General features: G+C 45.4%; 16 protein-coding genes. 7 read left to right on the top strand and 9 right to left on the bottom strand.

All coding sequences use genetic code 11. The annotated features are described in order from the left end of the window. Window positions 1-75: 75 nt before the first annotated feature. The 3 genes from ACTRWF_RS12750 to ACTRWF_RS12740 all read left to right on the top strand — a co-directional run bounded on the left by ACTRWF_RS12750 (window position 76) and on the right by ACTRWF_RS12740 (window position 2,516). On the top strand, window positions 76-786 hold the full coding sequence (locus ACTRWF_RS12750; RefSeq protein WP_015067548.1) for a DUF8198 family protein: 711 nt from the start codon (window positions 76-78) through the stop codon (window positions 784-786). A gap of 66 nt (window positions 787-852) precedes the next feature. Beyond that, entirely contained in the window at window positions 853-1,299 is a 447-nt protein-coding gene (locus ACTRWF_RS12745; protein WP_348680963.1) for an acyl-CoA thioesterase, read from the top strand. After that, window positions 1,299-2,516, top strand: a complete 1,218-nt coding sequence (locus ACTRWF_RS12740) for a retropepsin-like aspartic protease family protein (protein WP_348680965.1) — start codon at window positions 1,299-1,301, stop codon at window positions 2,514-2,516. Before ACTRWF_RS12745 ends, ACTRWF_RS12740 begins: the two co-directional genes overlap by 1 nt. Window positions 2,517-2,577: 61 nt before the next feature. Here the strand turns inward: ACTRWF_RS12740 and ACTRWF_RS12735 are convergent, their stop codons facing one another. From ACTRWF_RS12735 to ACTRWF_RS12725, 3 genes are all read right to left on the bottom strand, one after another. Further along, entirely contained in the window at window positions 2,578-2,937 is a 360-nt protein-coding gene (locus ACTRWF_RS12735; protein ID WP_012518873.1) for a HopJ type III effector protein, read from the bottom strand. Window positions 2,938-3,080: 143 nt separating this feature from the next. After that, window positions 3,081-5,123 (bottom strand): NADPH-dependent 2,4-dienoyl-CoA reductase, encoded by a 2,043-nt coding sequence (locus ACTRWF_RS12730; RefSeq protein WP_333969852.1) that lies wholly within the window; start codon window positions 5,121-5,123, stop codon window positions 3,081-3,083. 224 nt (window positions 5,124-5,347) lie between these two features. Next, window positions 5,348-6,187 (bottom strand): crotonase/enoyl-CoA hydratase family protein, encoded by an 840-nt coding sequence (locus tag ACTRWF_RS12725; protein ID WP_462835659.1) that lies wholly within the window; start codon window positions 6,185-6,187, stop codon window positions 5,348-5,350. 137 nt (window positions 6,188-6,324) lie between these two features. Between ACTRWF_RS12725 and ACTRWF_RS12720 the strand changes: the two genes are divergently transcribed. After that, window positions 6,325-6,930 (top strand): TetR/AcrR family transcriptional regulator, encoded by a 606-nt coding sequence (locus ACTRWF_RS12720; protein ID WP_015067554.1) that lies wholly within the window; start codon window positions 6,325-6,327, stop codon window positions 6,928-6,930. A gap of 2 nt (window positions 6,931-6,932) precedes the next feature. On the opposite strand, the gene ACTRWF_RS12715 is transcribed toward ACTRWF_RS12720, so the two are convergent. Next, a complete protein-coding gene (locus tag ACTRWF_RS12715) occupies window positions 6,933-8,585 on the bottom strand; it encodes a choline dehydrogenase (RefSeq protein ID WP_462835658.1) in 1,653 nt (550 codons plus the stop codon). Between the two features lie 214 nt (window positions 8,586-8,799). On the opposite strand from ACTRWF_RS12715, the gene ACTRWF_RS12710 reads away from it, so the two are divergent. Then, the gene (locus ACTRWF_RS12710) at window positions 8,800-9,525 is read left to right on the top strand and encodes a DUF1439 domain-containing protein (protein WP_015067556.1); all 726 of its coding nucleotides are present in this window, start codon (window positions 8,800-8,802) and stop codon (window positions 9,523-9,525) included. An 18-nt stretch (window positions 9,526-9,543) separates the two neighbouring features. Here the strand turns inward: ACTRWF_RS12710 and ACTRWF_RS12705 are convergent, their stop codons facing one another. The 3 genes from ACTRWF_RS12705 to ACTRWF_RS12695 are packed head-to-tail and all read right to left on the bottom strand — an operon-like array spanning window position 9,544 to window position 12,898. Beyond that, complete coding sequence (locus ACTRWF_RS12705; protein WP_015067557.1) at window positions 9,544-10,983, bottom strand: wax ester/triacylglycerol synthase domain-containing protein; 1,440 nt, start codon at window positions 10,981-10,983, stop codon at window positions 9,544-9,546. Window positions 10,984-10,993: 10 nt separating this feature from the next. Next, the gene (locus ACTRWF_RS12700) at window positions 10,994-11,659 is read right to left on the bottom strand and encodes a TetR/AcrR family transcriptional regulator (RefSeq protein ID WP_012518880.1); all 666 of its coding nucleotides are present in this window, start codon (window positions 11,657-11,659) and stop codon (window positions 10,994-10,996) included. Window positions 11,660-11,689: 30 nt separating this feature from the next. Continuing rightward, window positions 11,690-12,898: a DUF445 domain-containing protein gene (locus ACTRWF_RS12695; RefSeq protein WP_020746194.1), complete on the bottom strand. Its 1,209-nt coding sequence runs from the start codon at window positions 12,896-12,898 to the stop codon at window positions 11,690-11,692. A gap of 404 nt (window positions 12,899-13,302) precedes the next feature. Between ACTRWF_RS12695 and ACTRWF_RS12690 the strand changes: the two genes are divergently transcribed. Together ACTRWF_RS12690 and ACTRWF_RS12685 are read left to right on the top strand one after the other, a co-directional pair. Then, on the top strand, window positions 13,303-14,763 hold the full coding sequence (locus ACTRWF_RS12690; RefSeq protein WP_462835657.1) for a DUF3336 domain-containing protein: 1,461 nt from the start codon (window positions 13,303-13,305) through the stop codon (window positions 14,761-14,763). Window positions 14,764-14,841: 78 nt separating this feature from the next. Further along, window positions 14,842-16,275: a hypothetical protein gene (locus ACTRWF_RS12685; RefSeq protein ID WP_020746195.1), complete on the top strand. Its 1,434-nt coding sequence runs from the start codon at window positions 14,842-14,844 to the stop codon at window positions 16,273-16,275. 62 nt (window positions 16,276-16,337) lie between these two features. Here ACTRWF_RS12685 and ACTRWF_RS12680 read toward each other — a convergent pair whose 3' ends face one another. After that, complete coding sequence (locus ACTRWF_RS12680; RefSeq protein WP_462835656.1) at window positions 16,338-17,132, bottom strand: hypothetical protein; 795 nt, start codon at window positions 17,130-17,132, stop codon at window positions 16,338-16,340. 164 nt (window positions 17,133-17,296) lie between these two features. After that, on the bottom strand, window positions 17,297-17,656 hold the full coding sequence (locus ACTRWF_RS12675; protein WP_012518884.1) for a phasin-related domain-containing protein: 360 nt from the start codon (window positions 17,654-17,656) through the stop codon (window positions 17,297-17,299). Window positions 17,657-17,804: the final 148 nt, after the last annotated feature.

Here is a 17,804-nt window from a genome sequence, read left to right as displayed (position 1 = left end):
AAGCCGCGCTTGCATGGGTCAATCTAGGTTTACAACGGACATGAATAAAAAACGACGTACTACGGAGTGCTTCACTTGGCGCAAGATATAGCAAAACATATTCACAGGGTAAATGCCCTTCGCGATTTAGCCAATCAGTTAGGGGTGATGTCAGTTATTCATCAACTGCAACACTGGCAATGTGAGCGCCTGTTAGTATCCCACGACGACTTAGCGACGCAAAGTCGCTATCAAAAAGCCATGGGGTTCTTCGTTGAAGAGCTATACGGACCCAAAGATTTCAGCCAGCGAGATGCCGACTTGGTTCGGGTCATTCCCAAGTTAGCCAAAGTGTTGCCAGACAAAGCCATGAATGCGATGGATGACGCGTTAGCGCTAAATGCCCTGTCTTTTGATTTAGACATGGAAATGGCCCAGTACCTTCAAACACATTTTCCCGATGAGCCTATTAATCGGGATAATTACGCATTGGCTTACCGAGCCGTTGGCCGAATGGACGACCGTAAGCATCAAATCGATATCATTTCACATTTGGGCGATCAACTTTCCGATGTGATAAAAGTTCGTGGTATCGGTATGTTGATTTCACTGTCTCGCCGCCCCGCTAAACTTGCGGGCTTGCTTGCGCTTCATGAATTTTTAGAACGGGGCTTCAATGCGTTTAAAGCGCTGGGCGACGTGCAAAGCTTTATTCAACCCGTGCTGGTACGAGAAAAAGCATTAATGCAGGCGCTATTAGATGAAAACGTAGCGCTGCCTGAAGATAACCCGTTACCTAACGTGTAACAGAGTTAGTCTAATCGCTGACTTATACCGCTTTCTACTGAGAATTTTAAGCAACAAGGAAAAAATTTGAGCCACACTAACCTAAACTGGGTGTTAGAGAATCCCTACGTTCAGCAATGGCACATAGATGAGACGCACATTGACCACTATCAGCATGTGAATAATGTAGCGTACCTGTCTCAAGTAGAAAATCTGGCTTGGGCACATTCAAATTCGCTGGGCTTACACTTTGCAAATTACCAGGCGCTAAACCGAGGCATGGTGATTAAACGTCACGAACTCAATTATCACCTGCCTACTCATCTTGGCGACATCTTAGAATGCGCCACTTGGATTGTGCATTGTGATAACAAACTGACCTTGAAACGCCAGTTCCAGTTTATCTGCCCCAAGCGAAACAAAACGGTTTTTGATGCCGTGACAACCTTCGTATGCGTTAGCCTTGATACTGGCGCACCAAAGCGTATGCCGAAGCAATTTATAGATGTTTACGGAAAGGCGTGTATAAAATAATGAAAAAATGGCTGGCTGTTCTGCTTACATTATTTCTGTGTGTGTCGTTAGGCATAAACGTTTACCTATGGCTTAGCTTAAAGCAGCATAACGATACAGCTTATGGGATAGAGGCTAGCTATGAACACCTTTTAGAAGACGAATCAGCGTTAGACAGCGAAGCACACCTAAAGGGCAAGGCAGAGCCCTTCAATAAAAGACGTTCTCCCATCTCATTGTTGAATGCTAACGGCGCTAATACGCTATCAAGTGAAGGTGAAGATCGGCGCTCAACTTCAGCACAACTTAACCAAGACGATGTAGATTCACTGACTACCCTGCTCAACAACGGACAGTACGCGTTGCTCGCTACTGAGCTATCGAACTTTTTAAAAAATGACCCGTTCAACGAATCGCTGCTGTTGCTAGAAGGTGAGCTGATTGAGTTAACAAAGCCCCTCCCCACGGCGCTCGTGCATTATTACGACGTGGCTGAACTTCCTCTTTCAAACGAAACGCTATCGCTTATCGATACAAAAATAGCCACCCTTTATCAGCAGGCGCAAACTCAACTCAGTCAAGACGAACAATGGGAATTAGTCGCCCGACTAAACGAGCCCTTATACCAGCGAATACCCGATGCTAAACATTACACCCTTAATTTGGCCGAAGCGTACGCCTACCAGCAAAAACTTACGCTAATGGAGGATGTACTCGCCGCTCTGCCATTAAACGACAGAGACGCCAATATCATTCGCGATAAAGCCTATGAAATACGTGATATGGCTAGCGCAGACACCACGCCGAACGATAGCGAAATTGAACCCACAAGCCCGGGAACTGCTCGATATCAAACCCGCGTGACCTTGGAACGCATTGGCGATCAATACCGCCTTGAGGCAAAGGCCCTTAACCAAAAAGCCACGATGATTTTAGATACCGGTGCCAGTACCACCGCAATATCCTCACGGCTATTTGCTCGATTAGGGCGTATGCGTAACCTCACGTTTATTGGTAACTTCAACGTGAGAACCGCGTCGGGAACGATAGAAGCTCCACTTGTTCAAATACCGCGCTTTTACTTTGCGGGATACGAGTTCAATGATGTTTCCGCCATTGTTTTACCCGAAGACGCCCTTCCCGATACCGATGGCCTGTTGGGCATGAATGTGTTGGGTGAGTTCGACTTCGCCATACTGCCAAAGACGAATGAATTGATTTTAAGTGAGAGAAATTAAGTTTAACCAAACGGTGTACTTTCATCAAAGTACACCTATTTAAACCACACTGAAAAGTCGTTTATTTGCTAACTTCAACTAACGGAAACACCTCAAATACCACGCCTTCATGGCCTGTTTCCATAAAATTGCGGATATTGGCGTGATCGTCACCTTCGGGGTTATTGAGTACGTCTTCACGATAAAATCGCCCGAACAAGGCCAGTGTTTGTGCTTGACTAAGGTTTAAATACTGACCGAGTGCGAGTAGTTTGCATGAGCCGTTGTTCTGATTTGCATCGTTTGACACATCGCCATTGGTGAAAGCGGTTGGCGTGAAGGCAAAGGCGCTATCAACGAGCGCGATAACGTCGTTAAACTCGATAGCTTCAGGAGAATTGCTCACTGCTTGAACAAGGTCATTGGTGTTGCTGAATGTCATGGTTATCCCGATAGAAAAAGAGAAAGATAATAACAGATCTATATCACTGCAACAGATAGCAACAGCCTCACCTTCAATATTTACATAAAAAAAGCGCTTCATACTGAAGCGTTTTATACTGCTAACGTTTTGTAGCTTATAAATTAAACCGCTGCGCACACGCGCGTGCCTTGGTCGATGGCCCGTTTTGCATCTAGCTCTAACGCTTCGTCGGCACCGCCAATCAGGTGATATGGCATGTTTAAGCCTTCAACGATATCACGCATCGGCTCTTGTCCTGCGCAGATGATGATGTTGTCTACCGGCAATACTTGGCTATTGCCCTCTACCGTAATGTGTAGCCCTTCATCATCAATTTTGTCATAGCTTACGCCCGGGATCATGGTCACGCCTTTGGCTAGCAAGCCTACGCGGTGCGCCCACCCCGTTGTTTTGCCTAAACCGGCGCCAACTTTTGTGGTCTTGCGCTGAAGGAGGAAAATTTCTCTTGGCGAGGGTTCTGGCTGCGGCTTAACCCCTTCAATACCTGCGCGGGCCGAGAAGGTCATATCAATACCCCACTCTTTCATAAACGCAGGAATGTCTTGGCTTGGCGTTTCCTTACCATGAGACAGGTATTCAGCCGTATCAAAACCAATGCCGCCAGCACCGATAATGGCAACTTTATTGCCAACAGGTTTCTTTTCTTTTAACACTTCGATGTAGGTCAGTACTTTCTCATGCTCAATACCTTCAATCGCTGGCGTGCGTGGTTTAATACCCGTGGCAATCATCACTTCATCGAAACCTTCATCGTTTAGCGCAGCCGCATCAACATAAGTATTCAACTTAAGCGTAATGTTTTTATGAAGCTCAATTTGACGCTTAAAATAACGTAGCGTCTCGTAAAACTCTTCTTTGCCCGGAATTTGTTTTGCAATATTAAATTGGCCACCAATTTCGCTAGACGCATCGTAAATCACAACGTCGTGACCGCGCTCGGCAGAGGTTACTGCCGCGGCTAATCCTGCTGGGCCTGCGCCCACTACCGCAACACGCTTTTTCGTCTCAGCAGGCTTTACGTTAATTTCCAGCTCGTGACAGGCGCGGGGGTTTACCAAACAGCTAGTCATTTTACCGTTAAATACGTGGTCAAGGCAGGCTTGGTTACAGCCAATACACGTGTTGATTTCATCGGCTTTATTTTGCTGCGCTTTGCGCACAAAGTCAGGGTCAGCCAAGAACGGACGGGCCATAGACACCATATCAGCATCACCACGAGACAGCACTTCTTCAGCCACTTCAGGCGTGTTAATACGGTTTGACGTAATAACCGGAATTGAAAGCGCTTCGCGAAATTTAGCGGTAACCCACGTAAATGCCGCACGAGGTACTTTGGTGGCAATGGTTGGAATACGCGCTTCGTGCCAACCAATACCGGTATTAATGATAGTTGCACCTGCTTTTTCTATTTCTTTACCAAGCTGTACTACTTCTTCGTAAGTAGAACCACCTTCAACAAGGTCAAGCATCGACAAGCGGTAGATAATGATGAAGTGCTTACCTACGGCCTCGCGCACGCGGCGCACGACTTCAATAGGCAAGCGGATGCGGTTTTCATATTCGCCGCCCCACTCATCGTCACGGTGATTTGTGCGTTTTGCAATAAACTGATTAAGGAAATAGCCCTCAGACCCCATGATTTCAACGCCATCGTATCCAGCGCGCTGAGCTTGGGTCGCTGCAGTAATGAAATCTTCAACCTGCTTTTCAATCTCTTCAGCCTCAAGTGCTTTAGGCTTAAACGGGTTAATAGGCGCTTGTACTGCAGAAGGTGCCACAAGCTTAGGGCTATACGCATAGCGACCCGTATGCAGAATTTGCATACAAATTTTGCCACCAGCAATGTGCACTGCATCTGTCACTTCTTTATGGTTTTTAACCGCCTCGTCGGTGTCTAAACGAAACGTTGACGGATGCGTAGCGCCTTCTTCATTGGGTCCAATACCACCGGTGACGATGAGACCCACGCCGCCTCTGGCACGTTCGCCATAAAAGGCCGCCATACGTTTGTGGCCGTCGGGTAACTCTTCTAACCCCGTGTGCATAGAGCCCATCAGAACGCGGTTTTTAAGAGTAGTAAAACCTAAATCTAACGGGCGAAATAAATGAGGGTAAACGGGATGATCGGTAACGGTCTGATTCATGATACATTCCTGAAAGTCGTTTTGGCTTGGGAAAAGCCGTTAAAAAGCCTGTTTAAATATTTTTATCTAATGCGCTCTTTCTCTGAAGGCGCGTTATGATTTCACTAATTACATACAATACGTGTGTAGGTTTGAGTTGCGCACCAGCGTTCACCTTCCCTTATAGTAAAAAGGCGACCATCGGCTACCACCGTTGCGCAGTTAGCGCGCTTTCAAACCTAAACCTATGAATTCATTTTTTTGATAGCGGGATGCAATGGCGGGTACTCCGGCAACGTTTTTGTTTTCTGTGCTTCCATAGCTTTAAACACATCTTCCATTTGGAACATTCCCGCTTGCCATGTGGCCATGTACGTTAAGCTTTCAGCTACCGTATGTTCGACTGCGTAATTAATCATCGTCTTGGTGCCTGAAACCGCTAGTGGCGAATTCATCGCAATCTGCTGAGCTATTTTCATTACGGCTTCTAGCATTGAAGCCTGGTCGTCAAAAACTTTATTTACAAAACCGAGTTGCTGCGCTTCTGCGGCACCAAAGTTACGCCCGGTGTAAGCCAGCTCTTTCACAACACCAATAGGAATAAGCTTAGGCAGTCGCTGAAGGGTGCCTACGTCCGCCGTCATGCCTAACTGGGTTTCTTTTATGGTGAAAAACGCATCTTGAGTGCAATAACGCATGTCGCACGCACTAAGCAAATCTACCGCACCACCGATAGCGCCACCTTGAACCGCCCCAATAACCGGCATACGTGCCTGTTCAATGGCGGTAAAGCTATCTTGTAGCAGCATAACCATACGGCGCATGCGTTCTGCTCTGCGCGATGGGTCGCCCTTAAAATCTTCTTTCATGTTCAGAAACACCGATAAATCCATACCGGCAGAGAAATGCTTTCCTGTAGATGAAATAACGATTACCCGTGCTTCGGCTTCATCGTCTATTTCTCGAATGGCTGCCGGTAGCTCTGTCCAGAACTCTGGGATCATGCTGTTCATTGCTTCAGGGCGGTTAAGTACTACGTGGGCGATATGGCCCTCTTGTTTTACTTCTAATGTAGAGTACTTCATGGTTTGCGCTGTCTCCTTGGGCTGTTCCTGTTAACAAATTTGCAAACTAGACAGCGTCAAGATAAAAGGCTATGTTGACACTGTCAAGATAAAACGTTATCTATTCGGCTAAATTTGAAAACGGACACATTTGATATATGGCTAATGCAGTACAAAGCTATCATCACGGCGATTTGCGAAGTGCGCTGTTAGAAGCCGCCACGGCGCGGTTATCTCAGCACGGTGTTGATAGTTTATCCCTTCGAAAACTGGCAGAAGACGCCGGAGTCTCGCGAACTGCGCCCTATCATCATTTTAAAGATAAAAGCGCCTTGTTAAGCGCCATCGCGGCAAAAGGATTTAGCGACTGGCATTCAACGGCCAAGCGTATATTTGAGCAAGAAGACAAAACACCACAAGCGCGTTTTCGTGAGTTTGTTCACGAGTACATCGGCTACGCCGCCGACAACCCCGAAATGTATGAACTCATGTTTGGTCGCACTATTTGGCAGAACCAAGCTGCGACAAGCGACCTTAAAGAAGTGGCGTTTCCGTGTTTTCAGTTTCAGGTAACTATGACACGCTATTGGCAAGAAAAAGGCTTGCTGCCAAATAATCAAAATGCTCTTCGTTTAGCCCAGGTTACGTGGGGCACGTTACATGGTATTGCCAGACTGTTGATAGACGGTATTTATGCCGACAGCAGCCACATCGAAGAAATGTGCGACTGTGCTGCCGACCTTTTTATGCAAAAAACTAAGTAGCTTTACGCCGACTCCGCATTTCCAATAGAAACGGGCTGGCCCTCGTGCGCCGCTTTAATAAATTCCGCAGCGCGCTCTGCAATCATAACGGTAGGTGCGTTGGTGTTGCCGCCGATTAAGCTTGGCATTACCGAGGCATCCACAACCCTTAAACCGGCCACACCGCGAACCCGTAACTGATTATCCACTACCGCCATTTCGTCGTCATCGCTGCCCATTTTGCAGGTGCCGATAGGATGATAGATGGTCTCGGCTCGCTCTCTTAAAAACTCTAGAATTTCGTCATCGGTTTGCGCTTCCTCTCCCGGATACAGTTCGCTTCCTTGGAACCTATCAAAGTCGGGGGCGGAAAGTAGTTTTCGTGCTATACGCACGCCTTCAATCATTACTTGTTGATCTTCAGCGGCGGATAAATAGTTTGGATCGATAAGCGCTTGATCAGCCGGGTGATTACTTTGAAGCGATATAGTACCGCGACTTTTTGGGTACAAACAGCATACGTGCAGCCCATAGCCGTAACCAAAAGCCAGTTGCCTACCATGGTCGTTCAATATCGCCGGTAAAAAGTGAAATTGAATATCTGGCCCCTGCGAGGCTAAACTTGAACTAACAAAACCGCCTGCTTCTGCGATATTCGATGAAAAGATGCCATTTCGTTTGAACGCATAGTCGGCAGTGGCTTTCACATAAGAGGGTAACGCGCCAAGTGCCACCGCATAGCCTTCTCTGGCCTTACAGGTATATTGAACAATCGCATCTAAATGGTCTTGTAAGTTTTGTCCCACGCCCGGCAAATCTTGGTGTACAAAAATGCCTTTATCTTCTAGCTCATTTCTTGGGCCGATACCCGATAGCATCAGAAGTTGTGGTGAATTAATCGCACCGCCGCATAGGATGACTTCGCTTTTAGCAAAATAGCGACTTACCGCGCCTTTCTCTCGCACCTGAACACCAATGGCCCGCCCTTCTTTTAGCAGCACTTTTTCTGCTGCGACCTTGGTAAGCACGGTTAAATTATTGCGATGCTTAGCTTGGGTTAAGTACCCTTTCGCGGTTGAGCAGCGCTGACCGTTAGCTTGAGTGACGTGATAGAAGCCAATCCCTTCGCGGTCGTCGCGGTTAAAGTCAGTAAGCTGTTTATAGCCAGCAAACGAAGCGGAATTTACGAAGGTTTCAGACAAAACGCTAGTATGACGCAGCTTACTCACGTTTAGCGGTCCACCAGTTCCATGAAATTCATCCGCCCCTTCTTCAAAGTTTTCTGAACGTTTGAAGTAGGGTAATACGTCATCGAAAGACCAACCTTCAGCGCCCTCTTCACTTGCCCAGCGGTCGTAGTCTTCTTTTTGCCCTCGAATATAACACATGGCATTCACTGAACTACTGCCGCCCAACGTTTTGCCGCGAGGCCAGAATAACTCTCGGTCGTACAACTCTTTTTGCGGGGCGGTGTGGTACCCCCAGCCAATACCTTCAAAGCGACTAAGTACCGATAAGCCAAACGGTATGTGTATAAGTGGGTTAGTATCTTTCGAGCCAGCCTCCAGTAGCAAAATATCCAGCGCAGGGTTTTCAGACAAACGCGTGGCAAGCACCGCACCTGCTGAGCCGCCACCAATAATGATGTAATCGTATTTGCTGAGTACTTCGCTCATTTCGCCAGCTCCTTAAGCCGAAACCAAATAAATGTTAATAAAACGTTGTGGTACGACCAGATTAGCAAACATTGTTTCATCAAGAAAAGATTTAAATGGTAAGATTTAAAAAATCTAATAATCCTGATAACTTAAGTAGAAAATCGGTATCTACACTACGTTAAACTGTCTAGTTACAAGCCACTGCCTAGCAAAATTAGGCTAAGAATACACTTTGACCAATAACTTATCGTTTAAAGACAAATGCAAAGTCTACCTAGCACAATGGCTTGTGAAACTGGGCAAGCTTACCCACGACGATTTTACTAAAGCTGAGCTTAACGCCCTTGTAAAAGATAGCTTTCCCTATACCTTTGCTTTTGATATCCCCATCGGGGCTGGCACCGTATCCGTCCTTGAAGGCAAGGTGACGCTAGACAATGAAAGCAATCGAATTGGGCTGCAGTGCTTGTCAGCGGTAAAAATTGACGTAGCCGCTACCACTATTTATCGCGCTCACGTCGTATTTGCCCTTTCTGCCACACCGGTTTACGACAAAAACATGAGTACGCTATACCTTACCGGCCTTACCACCGATAGCGTAACGCTAGTGAACGATGATTACGCCTTAATTAAAGACACCCAATTTTTACTCACTCGTTTCTTTCCAAAAAGTGTTAATAGTCTGCTTGGTGGGTCGCTAAAATCAGCGCTCTCCTTATTTAGCGCAGGCACATCCGACATGGCGGCTGATTATTTGACACTCTATCTGTCAGGTTCAAAGCAAGCGGTGCTGGACTATCACGTTCCACACATTGACAGCGCGTTAAAAAAGCAAATTACTCAAAAAGATTTAACTCATACCATGCGAGATAACCACTGGCGCGAGGTTCTCTTTTCTAAACTCGGCCAAAACGTTCGGGTAGAAGAAGGCGTTTTACGCTTTTATCTACGTCAATAGTACTGTTTTAGCGGATGACTAATGGTCTGAGACTATGGAGACCGGTACCGTATCCACCTGCTCACCAATATCTTCTATATTCAGCCTAGGGTTATCAACACTGGCTTCAAGCATATCGAAAGCTTCTTCTACGTAGCGAGCTAGGGGCTGCAAGGATTCAATATTTTTATTGCAGCACACCAAGCCAACATTCGCAGTCCCGACGTATGTCATCAGCGTGATATTGACACCGCCACCCGGTGTCATGGTGGAAATGGGGTAACACGCTAATAGCTTGGCGTCTTTTAAATAGCGAAAATCTTTAGGCCCGGGGACATTAGATATGAGTATATTTGCTATCGGTTTTACCACGCTTGATAGCCTGAGCCATTCGAAAACCAAGGCTAGCGATTGAATAACGATGGTATAGCCGCTAAATGCTGCCGGACGGGCGTGCTGTGCTGCATGTTTCACAATGCGGTGATTCACCACAATTTGGCGTAAACGAAGGTAAGGGTCGGTTTCGCCGTGGGCAAGTTGAACCGGGACTATCGCAATTTTGTTCCCGGTGGTTTTCTCACCCGGTTTTCGCAAATTAATGGGCATATTAGTAAAGAGCGCTTTTTTAAATACTTGACCGTGGTCTTGAAGCAGTTTGTGAACACCAATGTCAAACGCACAAAGTAATACCTCATTTGCCGTGGAGCGGGTGCGCCGGGCTAACGCTTTTACGCGCTTAAAATCTAAATCCATTGTAGCCACTGCCCGACCGGCCTTTACTTGCCCTGTGAGCACGGTTTTAGTGCCGGTAAACGGTATAGGCATATAGTGAGGGTTAACTCTTAGTATCTTCATAAAAATGCGGATAAAAATAATTAAGAGATCGAATGCCGTTTTTAGCGCATAACCCACCCCCACTAAGCGCTTGTAAAAGCTTGCGGGTTCCCGTCGTTTGTTTCTTAGCCGCTTAAGTGCCCATACTGGGGTGAATTTAGATTCATGGGAATGAGACACGTACCCTGATTGAAACCAACGCACTAGCGTGGCACCGTCGCCATACATGTGGTGTACTCTTGCGTAAATGGCAAAAGAGTCGCTGTTTTCATCAAAAATAAAGTGGTACTGCCACAACGGCTTGTCAGGGTCTAAACGCGAAGCATGAAGTCTTGCCACAAACCCATCCAACGCTTCTCTGTTAGTAATATCAGCTACTTTGTGAATTTGAACGTGATAGTCCATGTTCAGTTTTTTTACCGGCGCAAAGCCTATTGGATAGCCCAATACTGTTTTTACCGCACAGTTAAACGGTGATGTAGCACGAGCAAAACTTCTTATTTCTTGAAATAAATTGGGGACATACTCAGTGCTTTTTGCTCCTTCAGGCAGTGCGAGAAGCTGCAAGCACGCAACGTGTTTGGGATTCTCGTCAGACTCTGTTATCCAAAATGACTTATCTAAGAAACTGAGCGTTTTTGCCATTTTTATTCCTTTAAGCGAAGTCGAGGGGCGAGTGAGTAGCAGAACCTCTCACAAAATCTTGAGAATTAAGGATTTGTTCTAACTGCTTTTTTTGCTCATCTGACAGTGCCAACCTAGGCAGCACACTTACCATCATAAGCGAGAGTGCATGATAGCGCTGCATTGTGCTATCCATATGACTGTTTAGCTCATCAAACTGGCAAGATTGAGTAATAATCAAAGAGATCAAATCTACCAGCAGCGCTCTGTCCGTTTTTGACGCAATTAACATGTCCCGTTGGGACAGCGAGTCAAACAGAAATGCCAGCTGTTTGTTTAAACGGGTGATAATGTGCTGACGAGGTCGCACTATTGCGGGGTATTTTTCCGCCAGATCTGCTGGGCTACGATAGAAAAAGCGAAATACGTGAATACTATCGATGAGCAGATATAGGTAGACCATGATTTCTTCTGGGTGAAGCGTATTGAGTTTGTCGCGGTTGAGTACTTTCTGCATTTGTTGTTCATGCATCTTCATTAACGCACTGACAAGGCTATCTTTCCCTTTAAAGTGGTAGTAAAGATTTCCGGGGCTAATATCTAACTCAAGCGCAATATCTACGCTGGTCACGGTATTCTCACCGTGTTCGTTAAACAAAGTAAGCGCGGTGAGTAAAATTTTTTGCGCAGTTTTCATAAGTTAGCCCATTTGAGAGGTTTTCGTTAGCTACATAAACACAAAATATAGCTGTGCGCCCCCTGCCAACATACCTAAAATCGCTCCGGTCACTATAAGTTTCCATTCGTCTTGTTGATAGGCTGGTCGCAATACGCCTTCGAACTCTTCAACGCTCAGCGCCTGCATTCGTTCACTTAAATCGTGCCCAACCTGCAGCGCGTTGTTGGCATAATCGAAGGCATACAACAAATATTTGTCTGAGTTATCGAATATCTGGCGGACCGCTAACGCTTTCATCTGATGATAATTTTCAGAGCCAACGCCAAGCGCAAAATAAGGCTGCGCTATAGCCACATAGCGTTCAATGGCGTCATTCACGTGAAGTTCAATAAGCTCTAGAAGCTGCGCCGACCCCGAGCCATGTAAAATAACATGGGTAATATTTTTGGGCGTAATCAGCTTTTTCTCGATAATGGCCGAGTAAACTTCTGACACCTCTTTTTGGCGCTTTAAAAACATTCCCTGAATTGTGACTGGGCCAATTTTTCTGGGTCGTTTGGGCTCGAAGATTATTTTTATCGCGATCCAATTGGTGGCATACCCCACGAGTAAACCGCCCAAAGGTAATATCCACAAGGCTTGAAAAAGGTACCAGAACACCATTGTCGGTAAGCCAAATAAAAAACCAAAATAAAGCCCTGAACGCACGATAAATGGAAATTCTTTGCTGCCTGCGGTGAGAAAGATTTCGTTAACTAGCTCAGGCGCATTAACTAACTGCTCTACGACCAGTTCTTTGATATCTAAAATTTCAGATACGTTGTGTTGGAAGTCGTCCACCATTTTATGAACAACATTAGGAATGTCGTTTTCTATGCGCTGATAAACCAGGTTTTTACCCTGTACGGGCAACGCTGCCCATAACTGGGGAGCCGACTCTGCCATAACGTCGTTGATCACCTTACGGATAACTTGGCTCAAGCGACGCTCGATCGCTTTCGTTAGCTCATCGGCGTCCAAGCGCTGTGCTAATTCTTCAACGCTCAGCAATTTACCTAAAACCAGCTCAACCTCAATTTCTGCCATTTGACGACGCTTTGCGGGGATAAGCCCCTGCCAGCCAAAGAAAGGTTTTATGCCAACAAACTCGATGGGGTAAAACATCATCTTTACCGCCAAATAATTTGTAAGCCATCCAACGATAGCGCTAATTAAAGGAATTGATAGCAGGCTTAGTGTTTCAACATTCCATTCCATACTGCGAACTAGGGTCCGAATTATTATTCTCTTTGTCAGGCTACTGAGTGCTTATGAATTGGTCAACGTAAAAAGTGAAATTACTGCCAATTGTTGATTGAAGACAAGTAAATGAAAGTCTAAACGTTAACTGTTAAAGGAAAGTTGAGTAGTAAGGTTTGTGACTTTCGCCAGTAAGAAGTTAGTGTGAATGTTTTTTGTATTAGGTAGTGGTTTCTAACTTTAGCCAATAGACTTAGTCAGTAATGTTGGAAGATTAGCATTCGCGGCGTGCATTGATACTGTGCACGAATCTAAGGACTTAAATATTATTGTTACCCGTTTTTAAAGCGGTATCGCGGCATGTAGACAAGGCGAATGTTCGAAGGTCTCTCGGCCGAAGTTAAACTTAATAGGTACTCTTCATGGCAGTATTCGACGTGCGGTTAAAAAAGCTTAAACATGATATTGAGCATGCGAGCAATTACGATGAGTTCGAGGCTGCGTGCTTAGCACACGACGCGCTATCTGGTGCACAAGAGTGGAAAGCAGAAGACGCTAGTGATGACTACGATTATAAGCTTATCCGCAAAAGAGTTCAGCGACTTCAGTTAGCCAGGGGAAAAGGCGATATTCACGCCCTGATGTCTATTCTTCACGAAGGGCTTCATGGCAACTTGGGCAATATTGCCAATCCATTACTCATTTTGCACTGTAAAGTGGGCACCAAGTATTTAATTGAGCATTTCATTGACGAAGTTACCCTTGCGCTAGAGCAAATTTTCCACGCTGATGAACAACAGGTAGATTTTTACGAAAAGTTATCTTTCTTTGAAGAAACTGCCCATGCGTTTGGCCGTAGCTGCCTGATGTTATCTGGTGGCGCAGGTTTAGGCTTTTTTCATGCTGGTGTTGTAAAGTCACTTAACGAAAAAAACCTTTTGCCCACCGTTGTCTCAGGTTCAAGTGCCGGCTCAATTATTGCTGCCATGCTAGGCACGCGAAATCACGACCAGTTGTTGGAAGCGTTGAGCGCTGAATTTATTTATGAAACATTTAAGCACTGGCGAAGTTTTGCAGGTTTTGGGAAAAAAGGCTTATTCGATAGCTCCGTGCTTGAGAATGCATTAATAGAACTCTTTGACCTTACTACCTTTGAAGAAGCGTTCAAGAAAACAGGGCGGCACATCACCGTAACCGTATCTCCCGCCGATTTACACCAGCATTCTCGGTTATTAAATGCTAAAACCTCACCTAACGCGATCATAACGCAGGCGGTACGTGCCTCTTGCGCCGTCCCTGTTATTTATAGTCCAGTTCAACTGCGTGCTAAAACCCCGGCCGGCGACATTGTGCCTTATATTCCTAACCGTCGTTTTGCCGATGGCTCACTGATGGCAGACCTTCCGTATGAACGTCTCGCACGGCTATACGGTGTCAATCACAGCATAGTAAGTCAGACCAACCCCCTTGCCGTACCGTTTATTTCTTCTAATCGTATCGATCCGAACTCGTTATGGGATATGTCAGCTCGCCATCTTGGACAGCTTGCTAAAACCAACAGTATCTTTGCCATTGATATTATTGAGCGGCTCACAGGAAATAAAGAGGCCAAACTGGCGATTCATAAAGTTCGTTCTATTATTGATCAGCAGTACGTCGGCAACATCAATATTTTGCCCAAACGTCAAATTAGAGATTTATCGCAAGTATTGTCTAATCCAACCCGAGACAGTATTGAACAATTGATTGTTAGCGGAGAACGAGCGTCGTGGCCGCAACTCCATGTTATTAAAAGAAATACCAAAATTAGTGAAAAATTACGGTATCATTTAGGTCAACTGAAGAAACGTGAAGCAGTAGAGCTAGGCCATGTTGTAAAATAAGACGTGCGCCCGCTAAACTGTCTCGAGTTGACCATAACCATTTAATGTCAATTTGCAGCATCATTTGAAAGGATTACGGTGAGCGCACAAAGCCAAAACCCCGATAGTATTTACACGCAACAAGTAAAACAACTCATCAATATGATATATCCTCAAGAGTCTGGCTATGGCTCTGTGTTCGAGGATGCACGCCATTACTTTTCTCTTACGCCTGCGCTTGAACAACATATCGAAGACTTAAAAGCCCAATTAAAAAAAATTGAGGGGAATAAAAATAAAGAAGTCTTAGCTGAACAGCTTACCAAACAAATAAAAAATAGCTCAGAGAAACTTGAAGAAGAGCGTTTAGCAAGGTTAGAGCGTCTGGACGCTGTAAGCACTAAAATCATTGAGCTTTGCGAAGGTGATAACTGGCAAGAAACACAGCAGCTAAGTGCGAAACTTCTGGGCACAATTATGTTGCTAACGCGAGGTCCTGAGGGTAATTTTGCTCGTGTTCATATGCGCTTCAAACCTCTCTACAAAGCCGTTTTAACATTGCGATTAGTCGATAGACTCTTAGAGCACGATACTATCGCCCACAAGTACCTCTCAAAATATCGCGAGGCCTCTTCTCGCTTTCGCGGAAACCGTTACTGGCACGACAAATGGAAAGTAGAGCTGGGCCGTCCTCTTATCACTGCCGCGCTATTACAGGATATCGGCTTACAAAGCCCTGCCGCATTAACCATTTTAAAAGGTGAAAATGGCACGCTTGATGAATTCCGCTTACTTGAAGAATCACAGCGAAAGGACCTACTCAAGCTCAACTATCATTTTACGCTCAAATACATCGTTGATGGATTAGGCCTCCCCAGCTACGTAGGAAATAACAAAGAAGAGAGAGATAGGTTTGTTCTCACGCATAAAGAAGCGAATAATTTTCTACAAAGCATAGTTAAAGATGCGTTTGTTTCGAAAACGGGACTAGGCGAAATAGTCAAAATCCCTCAGATTTACGTTTCTATTGTACTGTCTACCAAATCCGATTACTCGCGAATGAGTTTGCCTAAAGGTTATTTGCTTATTGAGCAGTTGGCGAAGAAAGGTGCATTGAACAAACAATTGGCGCAAGACTTTATAGACCTGGTGGGCTATTTTCCTCAAGGCTTTGGCGTTACTTTTATACCAGAAAACGAAAAAGGCCAAGAAAAAGACCAATACGAATGTGCCATTGTTATTGGCCTAAACCCTAAACATCCGGCGGAGCCACTATGTAAAGTGGTAACAAGAAACCAAAAATATGTCACCAGTGGTGAACAAGAAGTCATCCCGAAAAGCAGAAACCTGTACTTCCCCGCTAATAGAAAGAAGCTGATGCGTATAGGTAAAGACAGGCTCGGCGAAATAATGAGCCAACTTTCAAATAATTTCACGCCAGATGCAGTAGATGATTTAGTGCCAAGCTTCTGGGAACCTTTCGACTTTTTTGGCTATAAAAAACATCAAAATTTATGGGTTAAAAACAAATAAAAAGGCAAGTAGCTTTAATAGCTACCTGCCTGTACCCAACATTTAGTCAGGCTTCGCTCACGCTATTCACCGTCTTTTTTGACATTGTTCGAGTTCGCAGCGCTCGTCCTGCTTTTCTCAGTTGAGGTGGTTGACGAGGCGCTAGTGCTTTTAGGGGCAGCCTTAGAACCCGACGTTTTAGGCGCTGTAGTTTTAGCCGTAGTCTTATTCGCTGACGTTTTTGTAGTTGTGCTTTTACTCGTCGTCGAACTTGCTTTACTTGATGCCGTCGACTTTGAAGTAGCTGGCTTCGTTGAGGTTGAGGCTGGTTTTGACGCCGCTTTCGTTGTAGCAGCAGATGTTTTGCGAGCGCGGGGAGTGTTCGCCGCTACGCTTGCTTTCGCTGTCGCAGGCTTAGCAACCGTCTCTTTTGCCTTTACTTGTTTTGCCGCTTCTTTTGCTGCAAGAAGGGCAACTTGCTCTACAAGCAAGTCAACCTTTGCATTTAATGCTTCTAACTGCTGCTCTTTTTGCTGGCGCTTCTGTCCACCGGAGAACATCGAAAAAAGCGGTGTTGAACTTACCAATTTTTGCGCTGAATCCACAATCGCAAAGGGATTAAGCGTTTGTCTTAGCTCGCTTTCAACTTCAAGCCCTTTGGTCTGCATCGCATTAATAGTTTCGTGCGTGTCATCAATTCTTTGACTGACCATTCCTGCGACTTGATCTAACTTGGCCGACAATAAATCAGTACCTGCGTATAGCCAACCGAATAATGGAGAAGACTTGATGGGCGTTGCCGCAATGCCGTTGCGCGCAATAGAATTACTGTCTAGCGCAGACACTGACTTTGAATTAGGAGTATTTTTGTTGCTCATAACGCCTCCAACGTGGAGATTTACTAAGCTTGCCAGCACCACGCTTGTGAACAAAAGCGATACTGTCACTCATATGCAATTAGGCAAATAACGGCCTTTCTTAACCTAGCTAAATGACTAAGTGCGTCATGGGCACCTAACCGGTGCCCACAAGGAACATGGAATTACTTGTTAGCCGCTAATTTTGCTACTGCCTCTGTCAAAGCGTCAATCTTAGCTGAGAGTTCTTCAATGCGCTGATCCGCTGGCTCTGAGTCAAGGCCTAGCTTTTTGCGTACGTCAGCCACGCGATTTTCAACATCGTTAGTGGTCGATTTCACTTTGGTTTTCGCGTCTTCTTCAAGAGACTCGCCCTTGGTTACCAGCTCATCGAACATTTTGTTCGCTTCTTCGCTTAACTTTTCGTAACGACCCTGTGCTTCTTCAACACTTTTACCGTATGCGCCAAGGCCTGCTAGCCAAATTTTACGGGCCATATCTTCGGCTTCGTTAATTTTGCCTTTGATTGTGTCTGTAGTCGTCATGTTCAGCTCCTATGAATGCTAATTGAAAGTGTTTTTCAACACCATGACTAAACTTTACGCCTTACAATTAGAATCTGCATACTAAAAACACACAAAAATAAAAAAGCCCGAATAAGCATTTTGCTTACTCGGGCAATTAGTTAAATAT

The organism is Alteromonas sp. G5_S2_22_S1, from assembly GCF_054968525.1.
Note: the sequence above shows the minus strand (reverse complement) of the source record. Positions and strands in the feature narration are given on the sequence as shown.